General features: G+C 49.6%; 13 protein-coding genes and 1 pseudogene. 10 read left to right on the top strand and 4 right to left on the bottom strand.

Features of this window, described 5'->3' with window-relative positions; genetic code table 11:
* Positions 1-551 precede the first annotated feature (551 nt).
* The 3 genes from ACK3CJ_RS14480 to ribA all read right to left on the bottom strand — a co-directional run bounded on the left by ACK3CJ_RS14480 (position 552) and on the right by ribA (position 4,663).
* Positions 552-2,249, bottom strand: coding sequence for a WD40 repeat domain-containing protein (locus ACK3CJ_RS14480; protein ID WP_409522927.1), 1,698 nt, complete (start codon positions 2,247-2,249; stop codon positions 552-554).
* A gap of 220 nt (positions 2,250-2,469) precedes the next feature.
* A complete protein-coding gene (gene tnpC / locus ACK3CJ_RS14475; RefSeq protein ID WP_409522926.1) occupies positions 2,470-3,906 on the bottom strand; it encodes an IS66 family transposase in 1,437 nt (478 codons plus the stop codon).
* 238 nt (positions 3,907-4,144) lie between these two features.
* Positions 4,145-4,663, bottom strand: coding sequence for a GTP cyclohydrolase II RibA (gene ribA, locus ACK3CJ_RS14470; RefSeq protein ID WP_409522925.1), 519 nt, complete (start codon positions 4,661-4,663; stop codon positions 4,145-4,147).
* Between the two features lie 375 nt (positions 4,664-5,038).
* On the opposite strand from ribA, the pseudogene ACK3CJ_RS14465 reads away from it, so the two are divergent.
* A pseudogene (locus ACK3CJ_RS14465) lies at positions 5,039-6,371 on the top strand (IS1380 family transposase).
* Positions 6,372-6,651: 280 nt separating this feature from the next.
* Here the strand turns inward: ACK3CJ_RS14465 and ACK3CJ_RS14460 are convergent.
* A complete protein-coding gene (locus tag ACK3CJ_RS14460) occupies positions 6,652-7,164 on the bottom strand; it encodes a DinB family protein (protein ID WP_409522924.1) in 513 nt (170 codons plus the stop codon).
* Positions 7,165-7,385: 221 nt separating this feature from the next.
* Between ACK3CJ_RS14460 and ttcA the strand changes: the two genes are divergently transcribed.
* The 9 genes from ttcA (at position 7,386) to ACK3CJ_RS14415 (ending at position 16,385) form a co-directional block, all read left to right on the top strand.
* A complete protein-coding gene (gene ttcA, locus ACK3CJ_RS14455) occupies positions 7,386-8,387 on the top strand; it encodes a tRNA 2-thiocytidine(32) synthetase TtcA (protein ID WP_409522923.1) in 1,002 nt (333 codons plus the stop codon).
* Positions 8,388-8,495: 108 nt separating this feature from the next.
* A complete protein-coding gene (gene soxY / locus ACK3CJ_RS14450) occupies positions 8,496-8,954 on the top strand; it encodes a thiosulfate oxidation carrier protein SoxY (RefSeq protein WP_409522922.1) in 459 nt (152 codons plus the stop codon).
* Positions 8,955-8,984: 30 nt separating this feature from the next.
* On the top strand, positions 8,985-9,293 hold the full coding sequence (soxZ, locus tag ACK3CJ_RS14445; protein ID WP_409522921.1) for a thiosulfate oxidation carrier complex protein SoxZ: 309 nt from the start codon (positions 8,985-8,987) through the stop codon (positions 9,291-9,293).
* 28 nt (positions 9,294-9,321) lie between these two features.
* Positions 9,322-10,119 (top strand): hypothetical protein, encoded by a 798-nt coding sequence (locus tag ACK3CJ_RS14440; protein WP_409522920.1) that lies wholly within the window; start codon positions 9,322-9,324, stop codon positions 10,117-10,119.
* The gene (locus tag ACK3CJ_RS14435) at positions 10,119-10,643 is read left to right on the top strand and encodes an elongation factor P hydroxylase (RefSeq protein WP_409522918.1); all 525 of its coding nucleotides are present in this window, start codon (positions 10,119-10,121) and stop codon (positions 10,641-10,643) included. The genes ACK3CJ_RS14440 and ACK3CJ_RS14435 overlap by 1 nt, the downstream gene beginning before the upstream one ends.
* Positions 10,643-11,797: a cell division protein ZapE gene (zapE, locus tag ACK3CJ_RS14430; protein ID WP_409522916.1), complete on the top strand. Its 1,155-nt coding sequence runs from the start codon at positions 10,643-10,645 to the stop codon at positions 11,795-11,797. The genes ACK3CJ_RS14435 and zapE overlap by 1 nt, the downstream gene beginning before the upstream one ends.
* 311 nt (positions 11,798-12,108) lie before the next feature.
* On the top strand, positions 12,109-14,289 hold the full coding sequence (locus ACK3CJ_RS14425; protein WP_409522862.1) for a type I secretion system permease/ATPase: 2,181 nt from the start codon (positions 12,109-12,111) through the stop codon (positions 14,287-14,289).
* Positions 14,286-15,644, top strand: a complete 1,359-nt coding sequence (locus ACK3CJ_RS14420) for an HlyD family type I secretion periplasmic adaptor subunit (RefSeq protein ID WP_409522861.1) — start codon at positions 14,286-14,288, stop codon at positions 15,642-15,644. Before ACK3CJ_RS14425 ends, ACK3CJ_RS14420 begins: the two co-directional genes overlap by 4 nt.
* 45 nt (positions 15,645-15,689) lie before the next feature.
* The gene (locus tag ACK3CJ_RS14415; RefSeq protein ID WP_409522915.1) at positions 15,690-16,385 is read left to right on the top strand and encodes a hypothetical protein; all 696 of its coding nucleotides are present in this window, start codon (positions 15,690-15,692) and stop codon (positions 16,383-16,385) included.
* Positions 16,386-16,588 lie beyond the last annotated feature (203 nt).

Here is a 16,588-nt window from a genome sequence, read left to right as displayed (position 1 = left end):
TAGGCTGAAAAATCCCCGATTCGCTCGTAGACTTGGCTCTCTCAGGCAGCGGTACATCCACACGATGGTGGCGTTAATTCCCGAATAGATGAATTAACCTATTTAACAGCCAAGCTAATAATTATATCTATTATTTATTCAGAGATATTATCCTTGCATCATATCAGGCGCTTCCGGAGCTTGATCATCACGTCGGCGGTAAAACTATCCTGATACAGCATGAAGCAGATCTTTCCCTGGTTGCTGATCAATGAGATTAGATTGACCCGCTCCCGCTTGGTTTGTGACAGCACCAGTACCGGCGTCTCGCCTTTCCGGTTTCATCATCTTCTAGGAAAGACCCTGTGGGTCGGAAGAATAATCTATTCTGATGATTTACGGACTTTTAGCACTGCTGCCGACATCGCGGCAATGTCACTATTCTGGTGGTCTCTCTTGTACGTGCGTACGGTCGCCCGCCTGATCTCATTGCGTGCCTCGGCAGACAAAGTTCTGAGAACTATGTTTTCCATCCGTGAAATCTACCCAAGTCTCGGTATTTTGTTACCAGGTTAATAATTCGGTATCTCTAATCGATATACCTGACCATCATATGAACTAGCCAAAAAACAACGAAAATGCTTACTATAGGTTAGTGATGAAATCCCAGCCGTTGTAAGGCGTTTCTTATTCAACCAACGTCGTGCATGCACGTCAAAAACAGCACATGACCCGTGGTAACTTCCAGTTACGATATAATGGCCATCTTTAGAAGCTGCTACACATTTTATAGAATGTCTGTGTGGAGATGGAAATTCTTCAATATTTCCTTCTGAGTCAATAAGTCTTAGGGACATATCTCTACTAACGGTCGCAACACCAATCCCATTTACGCTTGTACAACCGTTAGCTATTTTCCTATGAGCGGACTCTATTAATTTTATATTATCGAAATCTTTAATACTAATGATTGCGGCTGCACCATTTGCATCAACCGCAAACAAGTAATCATCAAAGACACATATTCCTTTGATCGCATTGTCAAGAATTTTATGAGTGCTGTGGTAATCTAATCGATCGTTTCCAATTGCTTCGAGTAGTATTACTTCACCAGTATAGGTTCCGATCAAAAAAAACCGTTTTTCATCTTGCTTATAGAAAGTTCCACAATTTAGTGGAGATCTATGTTGGTGTATCATTTCCTGGTTTTTAACAGATAAAATCTCTCCTGCCTGACCACCTGTCAGGATAATATTTTCATCAGCAACTAAAAAATTACATAGGCTTCCAAACGCAGCTATTTTTTCCTTGTCCTTATATACAAATCCAGCGTCGCCTACAGAATATATGGAGCCGTTTATTTCTGCTAAACTATTAATGCCGAATGTGGGCTTTACACTACTAGCATCCCATTTATCTTCATTTATGTAGTATGTGGCGTAGCTTGTTCCGAAAGTTCCACAAACTAGACGATTTTGGTCAGCTATAGATACTGAACGAGGCCAAACTACAGGTGGTATATCTGTACTACTAATCAAAGTTAGCATACCATCAGCGCTTGCGTTCCATAGTTTTATGGTTCTATCGTAGCTTAAGCTAACCAGTAACTCATATTCCTTAGAATATGCTATCCGTTTAATTCCGGCTTCATGGGCATTAGTTGAAAGATTCTCATCACCATTAATGGAAATAATTTCGCCCGCATCATTTCCAGCGAATATCACACCGCTTGGGCTAAATGCAATCGTATCTGTTTCAATCCCTCCAAAATTTATATCTCTAATTAAATCACCATTATCTGCGTTCCATATTTTTACAGTTCCATCATCACTACTTGATGCCAATTGCATGCTGTCTCCTAACCAGCTAATAGCTATAACATCATTACAATGACCAGTAATTTTACGCAATAGAGTTCCGTAAATATCAAAGATCCTGATTTCTTTATCCCTGGAGCAAGTTGCAACGAATGGGTGTGTAGGGTGGAACTCAGCCATCTCCACGTCATCTTGATGCCCATTACAAACAGCATGTAACTTCATCTCAGGAACTGTCCATATTCTTGCGGAATAGTCACTTCCTGCACTAACTAAGAATTTCCCACATTTACTGAATGCGCATTGATTAGCAAGGTGATCGTGCCATCCTCGTGCAATTGCATCACCGGTTTTGGCATCCCAGAGAATAACCTGATTATCATATCCGGCAGTTGATACATACTCATCGGAGAAAACAGATACACCACTTATTGGAGATTTATGATAAATCATATAAAAATTCCTTTTTAGACCTAATTAATCACGCATATGATTATTAATCCGTTAAGTTTATATGTTTTGGATCAAAGTCGTGATTTGCAATCTTATATTTTGCTTGAAGATACGCTGCATTATGTTCTGTCACGAAAGCACCAGTCTTTACGGCTTCTACTATCTCAATTCCATACTCTAAAAGTTGCGTAACTATTCAGCCATTATAGACCCAGCAGGTTTATTTATTATCATCGGCAGCATTCATAAAAGGTAACAGCTCTCCTTTAAAAAGTGATGCCATAGCCTGCGAGCCGCTGACTCCTTGCTTGCGTGCAGTCGATAAATAACTCCGGACACGACAGAAGATATGAGCACCTTCCAGCGACCGGAAGCACCCTGATATTTTCTGTTGCACCTTGAGCATCCGAATATCCCGTTCACCTTGGTTGTTGGTAAAGGGTACATTGGGATCCTCTAAAAACCGCAGCACATCGTCTTCGAAGCTCCTCAGCCTTTCAAGTAAATTTCGCGCCGGTGTACGTTTAAGGCGACCGCGTTTACCGTCTCGTTTTGCTTCATCGGGAGGTGGGCATTCGAGATCGGCTTTCTTCAAGCAGTCTCGGTACGCTTTACGCCAACCTTCTGCTTTATCGGCCGGTAAAGACCCACCAGCATTGATGACGGCATCATTCATCGTACAGAGCAATGTCTGCATCCGCTGTGCCCACGCCTGTTTATCCTGCTCCCAGGCACGCTCAAGTTCGCGCAAGTGATGGGCATTGCAGAGTGCATGCTGGCAACCGGTATAACGATAATAAGGTTTCCAGTGATCATGACACAGGACGCCATTAAAATGGGGCAAGATCCCGATCTCATCCATGGCATCATGACCGCGTTGTTGATGAGGCGCCAGCCAGGTGAGTGACTCATTGGATGCACAGTGAAGCCAGTGGCGTTTTCCGCCGATATTGATGCCGGTTTCATCGGCATGAACCAAGTCAGATTGAATCAGATAGTGTTTGACCCAAGCCTCAAAGCCTGCAGCCTTATCGAAGGCCTCTTTATTGAAGTTGAACAAAGAGCCGACGCTTAATGGGATGCCGACTTGATCTTCAAAGTACTCGCGCACGCGATCATACGGCAGTAACTGATACAGGGATAAGTAAACCGCATGAGCCTTTAATACAGGGCCATATTGAACTGACGATTTCACACCCTCTGGAAAGGGCGCGGTGACACGATTACCCTGTTCATCTTCAAGGATTTCAGCACGGTACTCTGTGACGAGACGACTGATATCGATATCAAAGACCTGCCGAGTCTCATAGCCAGCGAACGTGTAAGTGCTCCCCTTGGGCAAGGTGCGACGATCGATTTTAACAACGTTGATCTCATCTGGATCATCCACGGGTTGTAATGTTTTCCCGATACGCCCCTGTTGGCCGCCGGGTTTACGATCACTTTTAGCGCGTTCTTTTTTAACGCGATCAGGATCCTGAGACGGGGGTTTGCTGCTATTGCGACTGTTGGTGTTGACGCGTCCTAGCAGGATTGGAATGATTAACAGGAGTATCTCAAACGTTGATCGTAACGATGGAGAAATAGATGCATCATCTTTAAGTTGCTGCCTTGCATTCGCTATGATCGCGTCGACATCAATATCACTGATCTTCATGAGATAGACCTGAATCCTGCTGTTTGATGGCTTATTATCGCACGCTTTTTTCAGATCGGATTTTTCGCTCTGTGATGCGTTCTAAGCGGTTTTAAGCATTCATCCTCGCAGGGAGTGATATCGTCTGATCTGTAACGACTGCGGGGCTAAATGGTGCGCTTGGTAAGTACATATGATAAAAGCCAGGGCGGCGATGAGATCTGGACGTTTTTAGCCAAAAACACTGTCAAGTACTTTTTTAGTTATTTTGGGCTGAATAGATACAAAGTTGCTTTGATTTTTCTGGATTGTTAGATAATAGTCTAATTTTTTTATACCCTAGAGCTAAAAGCATTTGTGCAGCTGCAGCGTAATTCCTAGCATCACTGGGATGGCCGAGCAAACGATTAGCAGCGAAAGTGTCGAATCCTTCCTTCTGTAGCTTATATGCATCAAGCTTGTTGTAAAGTCCTATACCCCGTCCCTCTTGACGTAAGTATAAAAGCACTCCACCTTCTTGGGCTATCCTAGTTAATGACTCATCCAGCTGTGCTCCGCAGTCACACATTTTAGAGCCGAAGATATCTCCTGTGAGACACTCTGAGTGCAGCCGAACTAAAGGGACTTTTTGTGGGTCATTTCCACTATATAAAAGCGCCACATGCTCTTTAGCGTCACACAAATTATGAAAGCTCACAAATGAAGCAGGTTTACTTCCTCGAACGACAGGAACTTTCACCATATTTCGTATGGTGGCTTCCATTTTTATTTCAAGCATACTTTCCTCCCTAAAGTAAACTTATAATAGGAATATTATCTTTATAATACTCCTATTGATATATTAAATTTATATATCAGAGTGGTTATAGTTTGGCTCATAATTTAGTAACTTACTCATCTTGAGTCCGAATTCACAGCTTTGCAGTTTATTCTAATCTGAGTAAATTTTTACTATTTACTAGATAAAATAATTATATTTTTTTAATTATTCAACAGGATTTTTTCTTAAATACATCTTAAATTTCAGCTATCCGCGAATAGCTGAAGCCTGAATCCGTGACTTCAAAACAACAATCCATACTGTAATCATATGATCTACAATGTCTTTTTGGTAAAATACCCGTCCGACAAAAACTCACTTTCCAGGTGAATCATGCGCAATTTCATGATCGAGCAGTCCACCTCCGAGATCTACACTTCCGCCGCTGGTCTGGCACTGGGCGGGCTCTGCCTGAACAAGCACACCCCACTGGTCAAATCCTCACGCAGCCTCGCCAAGCGCCACGGAATCGCCAACATTGACCTGATCCGTACCTACCTGGGGCTGATATTGACCGGCAAAAGCGATTTCGAAGCCGTTGATCTGGTTCCGCCGCGATCCCTTTTTCAAGGAGGCCATGGGCATCAAGCAGAGCCCGTCCGCCTCTCGCCTGCGTCAACGGTTCGATGAGGATGCCAAGGCGTTGATTCCCCTGATGGATGAAGCCAGCATCGGGTTCCTTCAGTCAGTGAAGGCCCCCATTACGACACTGGCAACCGGTCATGTCCCGCTAGATATGGATGTGTTTCCTCAGGATAACGGGAGAACCAAAAAAGAGGGGGTGTCGCGCACCTACAAGGACAATATCGACGGCTATGCGCCCATCGCCGCCTATCTGGGCAACGAGGGCTGGTGCGTCGCCTGTGAGTTGCGCCCTGGCGCGCAACATTCCCAGAAGGAGTTCGGTTATACTCTGGACCGTGTCCTGCCCCGGGTGAGAGCTCTGACGAGCGCACCGATCCTGATTCGCCTGGACAGTGCTCACGACGCCCAGGACAACCGGGATCGCTTCCGGGTGGAGAAGATGGACTACCTGACCAAGTGGAACCCCCGCAAACAGTCCCCGTTAGAGTGGTATGACCTGGCCAAAGAGCAGGACGCCGACTGGAGTGATCCCCGTCCCGGCAAGCGAGTGGCAGTCTTCAGCGTCACCCGTTACGACGGCAAGCCGGACGAGGAGAAGCGGCCCTACCGCTTGGTGGTACGTCTGATCATCCGGCTGTCTGATCGACACGGACAGCTTTTTCTGGAACCACAATTCGAGCTGGAAGGCTGGACCACCTCGTTGGCGGAACAGGACTATGACAACAAAACGATCATCCAGCTTTACCGGGATCATGCCACCTGCGAACAGTTCCACAGCGAGTTCAAGACCGATCTGGATCTGGAGCGGTTGCCTTCGGGCAAATTCGACACCAATGATCTGGTCATGACCTTCGGCGTGCTGGCCTATAACATCCTGCGCTGGATGGGGATCAAGGCTTTGCTGGGGATGGATTCACCGGTGCGCCATCCGGCCAAGCGTCGAAGATTGCGGACGGTGATGCAGGAGATCATTGGCGTGGCGGGACGAATGATGGAGCGTAGCCGGCGGCTGGTGCTGCGCTTTGGTCAACATTGCCCAGGCTTCAAGGCGTACGGACAGCTCCACCTGTTGTTGAGCTGAGCCGATCAGGCTTGAGCGATTCACCTGAGACCGATGGCGAGAGCAAGCGGGGCTCCCGCTCGGGCAAAACGTGGAAATTGATCAACAAATGATCAGCAACAACTCAAAAGGAGTACTGAATGAACCCTGATCGCGGGTAAAGTCAGCCATTTTAAAGAGCGCAGTCGGAAAATTTAAACAGAGAATTTCCGGTAATACCGTGTGACGGAGTCAGTCACGGATTCGGGTAGTTCCTTATCTGTTGTAGGGGACTGGGTTATAGAAGCCTCCGGTTACCCGATTAGGTTGTATTTCGCTCTACTATTTCAGGAAGCCAAATAAGATCAGTAACGCCTAAATCCTGTCCAAATTGGCTCAGGAGTGTGGTGATCTGGCCTCGATGGTGTGTTTGGTGATTGAAGAAATGCGCAACTGCAATCCACATCTCATACGTGCGTGGAGTCGGATTTACAATGCTTGTATATTCTAGAGTGACAGCCAATTCGGTATCCGTGAGTGCGCTTGCCCATTCTATAATGACTTCATCTGTAGCGGAACGATCCTCCCAAAGCCTTTCAAACTCACCATGTAGCTCTTCATCAAGGCCTGATACCTGTAATGGTTTACCTAAGAAGCGTCCTAACCAGATTTTATCGCCAAGCAGAAGGTGGTTGAGAGTGCCATGAATCGATTTAAAAAAAGCACCACAGTTTTTCTTGCGCTCACTATCAGAAAGCTTTGCACACACGGTATACATTCGCTGATTCATCCAGCGGTTGTATGAAGCCATAGTTTTTGCTTGAGCTGCGAACATGTAATGCTCTCCTTCCAGAGCGCTAAGGGTTGCTCCTGAGCACTGAATCCAATGATTTAACTTATACGCCACAATGATATGTCGATCAACGTCACATGCCAAAACGTGCATCTGCTCCCAATGCGAGAGGATTCGTGACCCTTCATCCAGTGGCTAAAGATGTGTAAACGTCCAGTTTCCGCTATAATCTCACCCCTTTGAACTCCTATCGGCCGGACCAGATGAACGCGCACATTCAGGACATCGCAAACAGCTCGGATCAGCACTCACAAGAGAGTCTTGATCAAAGCTCTGATAACAATAGCCATAACGACAGCCATAACGACAGTCATAACGACAGCCCAGACAAGAAACAGAAGACACGTCTTAACAAGCTGCAAAAGCGGCTGCGTCGTGAGATGGGGCAGGCGATCGAAGCCTTCAATATGATTGAAGATGGCGATCGTGTGATGGTGTGCCTGTCTGGGGGTAAGGACTCCTATGCGATGCTGGATATCCTGATGAATCTGCAGAAGAGCGCGCCGATCCATTTTGAGCTGATAGCCGTAAATCTGGATCAGAAACAGCCCGGTTTTCCGGAGCATGTGTTGCCTGCCTATCTGGAAACGCTGGGCGTGCCTTTCCATATTGTGGAGCGTGATACCTACTCCGTGGTCAAGGAGCTGGTACCGGAGGGTAAGACCACCTGCGCACTCTGTTCGCGCTTGCGCCGTGGTACTCTGTATGGCTTTGCCGAGGAGATAGGGGCCAACAAGATCGCGCTGGGGCATCATCGTGATGATATTCTGGAGACCTTTTTCCTGAATATGTTCTATGGTGGAAAGCTGAAGTCGATGCCACCGAAGCTGGTATCGGATGATGGCCGTAACATGGTGATCAGGCCGCTGGCCTATTCGCGTGAGAAGGATATCGCCGCCTATGCCGAGCTGCGCGAATTTCCGATCATTCCCTGCAACCTGTGTGGCTCGCAGGATAATCTGCAGCGCCAGGTGATCAAGGAGATGCTGCAGTCTTGGGATAAGCAACATCCCGGGCGTATCGAAACCATGTTCCGTTCGCTGTGCAATGTTGTGCCTTCGCATCTGGCGGATCCTGAGCTGTTCGACTTCAAAGGGCTGCAGCGAGGTTACGCACACGGTATTGTACCGGGTTCTGAGTCTGCGCAGGTTGCTGAAGTCGCAGGTGTTCAGATGCAGGACCGTATTGATATCTTGTCGCTCTGATAAACTGTGTCAGACGGCACTCGGAGCCACGGGTGTGGTCCAAATGGCAGCGAACATTCAGTATTGTCAGGTGCCGATGAGTGTAAAGATGAGTTGTGAGGAGAAATGATGAGCTTAACCCGTCGTAGTCTGATCCAATCTCTGGCCGCCACGGCCGGGCTGTTCAGCCTGGCTATGGTGATGCCGCGCGCGGTGCTGGCCTGGGCCGAGAGTGCTTTTCGTGCGACGGCCGAGCCAGATGCGATGCAGGCGCTGTTCGGTGATCTGCCGATCGAAGAGTCGGATCAGGTGACCATCAGAATGGCGGATATTGCCGAGAATGGCGCCGTGGTACCTGTAACGCTGATCTCCACCTTGCCGGGTACTGAGTCCATCTCGTTGTTTGTCGAGAACAACCCCTTGCCGCTGGTGGCTCAGTTCATGATTATGGACGGGACAGAGGCGGATATCTCCACCCGGATACGCATGGAGGAGACTTCTAAGGTGACGGCAGTGGTTAAGGTTGGTGACAAGCTTTACAGCAACAGCCGTGTGGTTTCGGTCACCGTGGGTGGATGCGGTGTGTAACTGGCAGCTGGCTGGCGAGGAGAGGTTGCGATGAGTATTTTTCGGGTACGAGCACAAAGCCGGGGCGGCAAAACGAATGTCCGCCTGCTGGCAGATCATCAGATGGAGTCAGGCTTGCGGGTGGATGAGCAGGGTAATTCGATACCGGCCAATTATCTGCAGGAGATCACGGTAACCCATCAGGGCAAAAAGGTGTTTCATGTCAATATGGGGCCGGCATTGACGCATAATCCCTATCTGGCATTCAGTTTTAATGGTGGCGCAAGGGGTGAAGAGCTGGAAATCAGCTGGAAGTCCAACACCGGTAATGCCGCTACCGAGAGTGCCAAAATCGAGTAAATCAGCGTTTTTAACGTCAGGATGCACCATGAAATCGCATTATACTGCCTTGCCCGTGTTGCTGTTGTCTGTTTTGCTGGTGGGTTGTCAGGATGCCAATGTACAGCCAGCCGCGCCTGCAGCGCCTGCTGAATCTGCCGGCGCTGCATCTGATATACCTGAGTTGCATGAACTGAATCAGGATAATATGCCTGAGCCGATATCCCGTCTTGAAACCGCCGATGGCTCATCCGGGATGTCTGGTTTCGGTGATCAGTCTTCGCAGCCACCATCTGCACCACCATCTATCAGCTCGCAGCTGGATCAACTGACTGGTCGTCTTACTCTGTTGCAGGAGCAGGTGATTCAGGTGCGCTCAGGCACGCAGCAACTGATGGAACAGAATCAGATTCTCCTGTCGCGTTTGCAGATGCTGACAGAAAGCCGTTCGCTGGCGCAGTCGTCGGGCGGGGCTGGAATGGATGAGGATATGGCAGAGCAACTGGTGCAGGATATCGATGCGGCGATCAGTCAGTTGATGCAGGTGGCTAATATGCAGTCGCCTGAAGCGATCGTGTCAGGGCCTTATCGTATTGCGAGCGCCTATACTCGCAGTGGTGACTGGATCGTGCTGCGCTACCACACCGAAAGTGGCGAGAGTTGGCTGGCAGAGCAGGGCGGCTGGGTGTCACTGAAGGAGAGTGGCAACCCGAGCAGCTCATCCTTTGAAATATCGGTGCAGCGTGCCGATCAGGATATGAAAGGTTATGTGGCAACCCGTATTGATCGTCGCAGCGGCAGAAGCTGGTGGCTGAACGGCGATACCTGGCAGGCGTTCGATCTCTGATGCAACACGATTACCATGAGCTGATTGAACTGTTCAATCAGCAGTTTCTGATACCTTTCAATACGGTGCTGGTGGCTGGTGATGACGAGCCGATCTATCTACCAGCCGATGATACGTCGCCGCACAACCGAGTGATCTTTGCGCATGGATTCTATTCCAGTGCGCTGCATGAGATCGCTCACTGGTGTGTGGCGGGGGAAGAGCGGCGCAAGCAGGTGGATTTCGGCTACTGGTATAAGCCGGATGGCCGGACTGAGCTGGAGCAGGAGGAGTTTGAACGTGTGGAGGTTCGGCCTCAGGCGTTCGAATGGCTGCTGGCAGAGGCAGCCGGACATCGCTTCCACTTCAGCGCGGATAATCTCAGCAGTGGACTTGGTGCCAGCGATACCTTCAAGCAGAAGGTGCGGAACACGGTGCTGGAACTGCTGGAAAAGGGTTTTCCGCTACGTGTTGGTCAACTGGTCGAGGCACTTCAACGCCATTATCAAACACCTCCTTTGACACCCGACAGGTTCAGTATCTGATGTCGGGTCTATCCCCGCGTGCCGCTTATGAAAAGGTGCTGCAGCAAGGGCGGTTTGTCCCGGATGCAGCACAGGATCATGCCGTTGATCAGCTTGAAACGTTATATCAGCAGGTGCGGAGCGGGCGTGCTCAGGCTGGCGGTGTCTATCTCTGGGGCCCGGTAGGCCGTGGTAAAACCTGGCTGATGGATCACTTCCATGCCAGCTTGAGTGTTCCGGCACGGCGACAACACTTTCATCACTTCATGCGCTGGGTACATCAGCGCCTGTTCCAACTCAGCGGCACAGCCGACCCCATCAGTAAACTGGCAGCCGAACTGGCTCGTGATACGCGGGTGCTGTGTCTGGACGAGTTTTTTGTCAGCGATATCGGTGATGCGATGCTGCTGGGGCGTCTGGTACAACATCTGTTTGAACACAAGATATTGCTGGTGATGACCTCGAATCAGCCACCCGAGGGGTTGTATGCTGATGGCTTTCATCATGACAGATTTCTGCCGGCCGTGAGAGCGATTCAGCAGCATATGCAGGTGGTTAATCTGGATGGCGAACAGGATCATCGCTTGCACCCCGGTGTGGCGCATCAGCGTTACTGGGTCAGGACGGCAGGTGAAGGGCAACTGCTGGGTGCTGTGTTTGAGCAGCTGTGCCGGGGGCAGGCTCCAACTTATGAGTCAGCCTATGAATCAGTTTGTGAACCAGTCAGTGAACCTGTCGAGCTTGGCCATCGACAGATTCAGGTGGTAAAGCGCTGTGCGGATCTGGTCTGGTTTCGCTATGCCGACCTTTGTGAGCAACCTCTCGCGGCGATGGATTTTATCCATCTCTGTGATCAGTTCGGCACGATCCTGTTGAGTGATGTGCCATGCCTCAGTGCCGAACAGCATGCATCCCGGATTGCGCGCGGCACCGAAGATGCTGCTGAACAGGTCGAGACGGGTGATCGTGAACTGCCTCGACTGTCACGTCAGGATGATGGTGTGCGGCGTTTTATCGCGCTGGTAGATGAGTGCTATGACCGACAGGTGCCACTGTATCTGGAAGCCACAGTACCGCTGGATCAGCTTTATCCGCATGGCCATCTGGCCTTCCCCTTTCGTCGGACACTGAGCCGACTTACTGAGATGCAGCTGGCACGCTTTGGTCAGGGGTGAGTTTTTATTTCTTTAGGGCTCAGTTATCAGATTAACTCTTGATGTATAGCTCAATACATAAACAGTAGCGATTTCTATTTTAAGTAAATTAAACGGGTGTATGAAGTAAGACTATTTATTTAGTTTATCTACGAATTTCAGATAACATAACTCGGAGCTCCAGACCTAAGAGTATCAAACATACGTTTGATATAAAATATATTCAACTTTCCTTATAAAAATGGCATAAATTTATTGCTTGACAGAATAGAAAAGTATTTTATTATTCCCGTGCATAAAATGATGGAATTCATTCTCACTGAGATATCACCATGCAAGGAAGCTGCTTTGGCCCCGAAGCGCTGACGCTGATCGCGCGCTTTCATGGCGTAACCGCCGATGCCAATCAAATCCGCCATGAATCCGGCCTGGGCGAACAGCCTTTTTCAGATGCCGACCTTATTCGGGCTGCCCGGACGCTGGGTCTGAAGTCCCGTTCTGTCAAAGCCTCTGGCGATCGCCTTCAGCATCTTCCATTACCTGCCCTTGCCCGCCATCAGGATGGACACTTTGTGTTGCTGGCCCGTGTGGAGGGTGATTCTGCCCTGCTGCACGATGTCCGCAACGGTCGACCACTGAAGCTGTCACTGGCAGAGCTGGAACAGCATCTGACCGGTGAGCTGATATTGGTGACCCTGAAGGGACGTTTCACCCTCTTTGATACACAGCAGCGCTTCAGTCTGCGCTGGTTTATTCCGGTTATCATCAGGCATAAAAAGCTACTCAGCGAAGTGCTGATAGCCTCTTTGTTTATTCAGCTGTTCGCGCTGATCACCCCGCTGTTTTTTCAGGTCATGATCGATAAGGTGCTGGTGCATGAGGGGCGTACTACGCTGCATGTGCTCGCGATAGGTCTGCTGGCGGTGTCATTCTTTGATGTGATGCTGAATGGCTTGCGTACCTATGTCTTCTCGCACACCACCAGCCGTATTGATGTCGTGCTGGGATCTCAACTGTTCAACCACCTGCTGCATCTGCCGATCAGCTACTTCAAAGCACGGCGGGTCGGGGATACCGTGGCGCGTATTCGCGAACTGGATACTATTCGTGAATTTATCACGGGCTCCTCTGTCACGCTGGTTATCGATCTGCTGTTCACGGTCATCTTCTTTGCGGTGCTGTTTATCTACAACACCACGCTGGCACTCGTGGTGCTGGCCTCAGTGCCCTGCTATATCCTGTTATCCGTGGTTATCACCCCATCATTGCGCGCCCGCATAGAAGAGAAGTTCCGTCGCGGGGCAGAGAATCAGGCATTTATCGTCGAGTCCATCACCGGCATGGACACCCTGAAAAGCATGGCGGTAGAGCCGCAGATGCAGCGTCGTTGGGAGGACTATATTGCCGCCTATGTCACCGCGTCCTTCAAAGCGATGCATCTGGGTAATATTGCCGGTCAGGCCGCATCCTTTATCAATAAGGTCACGACAGTACTGATTCTGTGGATCGGCGCCGGGTTAGTGATGAATGGCGCGATGACTATCGGTATGCTCGTGGCCTTCAATATGATTGCTGGGCGTATCAGTGGCCCGATACTGCGTCTGGTGCAGCTGTGGCAGGATTTTCAGCAAGCGGGTATCTCCCTGCAGCGCCTGGGTGATGTGCTGAACTCACCGGCTGAACCCGGCCATGACCCCAACCGTGCCTCACTGCCGGATCTGAAAGGGGAGATCCGTTTTGATCATGTGAACTTCAGCTACCATCATGACCGCCCACCCGTCTTGCGCAGTGTGGACCTGACCGTGCGGGCCGGTGAAGTGATCGGTATTGTCGGCCGGTCAGGCTCCGGTAAGAGTACCCTGACCCGACTGGTCCAGCGCCTGTATGTGCCGGATGCCGGACGAGTGCTGGTGGATGGTGTCGATCTGGCACTGGTGGATCCCGCCTGGCTGAGGCGTCAGGTGGGGGTGGTGCTGCAGGACAGCTTCCTGTTCAACCGCTCCATCCGCGATAACATCGCGCTGGCCGATCCCGGTGCGCCAATGAATCGGGTCGTGGAAGCCGCTACCCAGGCGGGTGCCCATGATTTCATTCTGGAACTGCCACAAGGGTACGATACCGTCGTCGGCGAACAGGCCAGCCTGCTGTCGGGTGGACAGAAACAGCGCGTCGCCATCGCCAGAGCCCTGCTCAGCAATCCCCGCATTCTGATTCTGGATGAAGCCACGAGTGCACTGGATTATGAGTCCGAGGCGATCATTCAGCGCAACATGGCAGCCATCTGTGAGGGGCGAACCGTGCTGATCATTGCCCATCGTCTGTCAACGGTGCGCCATACGGATCGCATCGTCGTCATGGAGGCCGGGCGTATCGTCGAGTCAGGCCCACATGCTGAGCTACTGAAAGAGCAGGGGATCTATGCCCGTCTGCATAGCCTGCAAAGTGGCGAGGCGATGGCTGACTCAAGAACTGACTCAATCAATCATGGCCCCTCGCGCGAGGTGCAGTCATGACTCAATCCTCTGGTCAGCTTGTCAGCCTCAAGCCTCGTCGTGAAGAGCTCACCATCCGCCGCGAATTCATGCCGGTGGCGATGGAACTCGAAGCCACACCGGCCAGTCCTCTGGGGCGGTTCCTGCTCTGGTTCATCGTCAGCATGTTTGTCTTTGCCGTCGTTTGGGCCAGTATCGGTAAGGTGGATGTGATCGCAGTGGCAGAAGGACATATCCTGCCCAGTGGCAAGGCCCGCACCTTGCAGCCCTCCACGCTGGGAGTGGTGAGCACCATTCAGGTTCGCAATGGTGATCAGGTGGAACAGGGCCAGCCATTGATCGTGCTGGACAATGCCCTGACACGGGCGGAACTGATACGGCTGGAAGAGACCATCAGCAAGCGTGAGAAACGTCTGGCACGGCTGCAGGCCTACAGTGACTGGATAGACGCGCCTGCATCCGCAGACGAACAGACGGATAACCCTCTTCAGCAATTGCAGGACCCACTGCTGAAAAGCCAGGCCGAAGCCTTCCACAGTACCGAGCAGATGTTGCGCGAGCAGCAACGGGCCCGCGAAAGCGAGCGGGCCTATGCCCAGTCCGTGGTCAGTCGTTTGCAGCAGGTGCTGCCCCTGATAGAAGAGCGTGCCAATGCGGTGAAAAGTCTGCAGGACCAACGCATGGCCGCCCGCATGCAGTGGCTGGAACTGGAGCAGCATGCGATAGAGTTGCGGGGGCAATTGCAGGCTGAACATAACCGCGTGATTCAACTGCAGGCAGAAGTGCGGGAACTGGAACAGCGCCGTTTGCAACTGAGGCATGAAACGCTACGCGATACGCTGACCGAAATGGAAGTGTTGCAAAGCGAGCTGGCCGAGTTGGCGCAGGAGTGGGCCAAAGCGCAGGTACTGGAGCAACAGCAGGTGCTTATGTCTCCGGTACGTGGCACGGTGCACGAACTGCAGATCAACAACCCCGGAGCTGTCGTGCAACCGGCGCAGGTGCTGCTGGAGATCATACCCGATGACGAAGAGCTGCTGGTGGAAGCCTGGATCCTCAACCGTGATATCGGCTTTGTCCGCGAAGGACTGAGCGCCTCAGTGAAGGTGCATACCTTCCAGTTCACCAAATACGGCTCGGTGCCTGCCACCTTGATCAGTATTTCGCGCGATGCAGTGGTCGACGAACGCGAAGGTCCCCGCTATCTGGCAAGACTCAAACTGGAACGCGACTGGATGGATATCAATGGGCAACGAATCAATCTGACACCGGGTATGACCGTGAGTACTGAAATCGCTACGGGACAAAGGCGATTGATAGAGTTTTTTGCGGCACCGGTGCTTTCAGCGCTGGATGAGGCGGGGCGGGAGAGGTAAATTTCTTGCTCAAATGTTTATAACGCACAATAAATAGAGGTTTTCATGCAGTTGGTTAAAAAAATTTTTATATTTTTATTTGTTGCTATTCTTATATTTTTTGCGCTGATTATTTTTCTTTACCTGATCAATAGTAAAGGAAAAGATGAGTCTTATTGGATATATGAGCAAACAAGTCATCTAAAAGAAATGCCTGATTCAGATGGGGCTGTTTTTATTGAGTCAGAATTTATGCATCTTTATGTTCCTGCTGCTATGGGTGATATTAAAGATGATGATGTGAAGTTGTTGATGGCTAATTATTGCTATGAAGAGTTGATTGAATGTGTTGAAATTAATTTGATTATGGCGAATATGTTCTTAAGCAATAAGAGTAAAAATGCTAAAAAGAGCGTGGATAGGGCCAAGGATGCTTTAGACTTGGCTTATGCTTTTTATAAGAATAATCCTGATTATAATCCAGTTTTATTTGAGGCGACAGCTTCTTTTTATGAATTATATAAGGCTAGAAATGGTTTTGCCTCGATCGAAGATATTGATTTCTATTTATCATATGTGAGGGATAATTTAAAATTCTCAGATTTGAATATTGGCGGTGGCTTTTTTTATAGTAGTTATCATGAGGATATTTGTCAATTTAGAATGGCGGTTGTGGCTAATATGATGGAGTATAATAGGGATTACTTTGGGTTTATATATTTATTTTCTTTCGTGTTAGATTCAAAATATAAAAACATTTAAATTATAGGGAATTATGTATGGCAAGCACTGAAACTGCTCCATGGACAGCGGATGAAATGCAACGTCAAGCTGATGCTGCAAGAGCTATCATTAAATATACTGCTGAATTTATTGGGCATCTTGAGGATGGAACTCTTGATAAATGGGAAAGAGATGAGTTGTTGCGTAGTAGTATGGATATGATAGCAACTGCTACAATGCCG

It is taken from the genome of Nitrincola salilacus, assembly GCF_046271865.1.
Classification (GTDB): domain Bacteria; phylum Pseudomonadota; class Gammaproteobacteria; order Pseudomonadales; family Balneatricaceae; genus Nitrincola; species Nitrincola salilacus.
The sequence above is the reverse complement of the archived record's forward strand: the minus strand, read 5'-3'. Positions and strand labels throughout refer to the sequence as shown.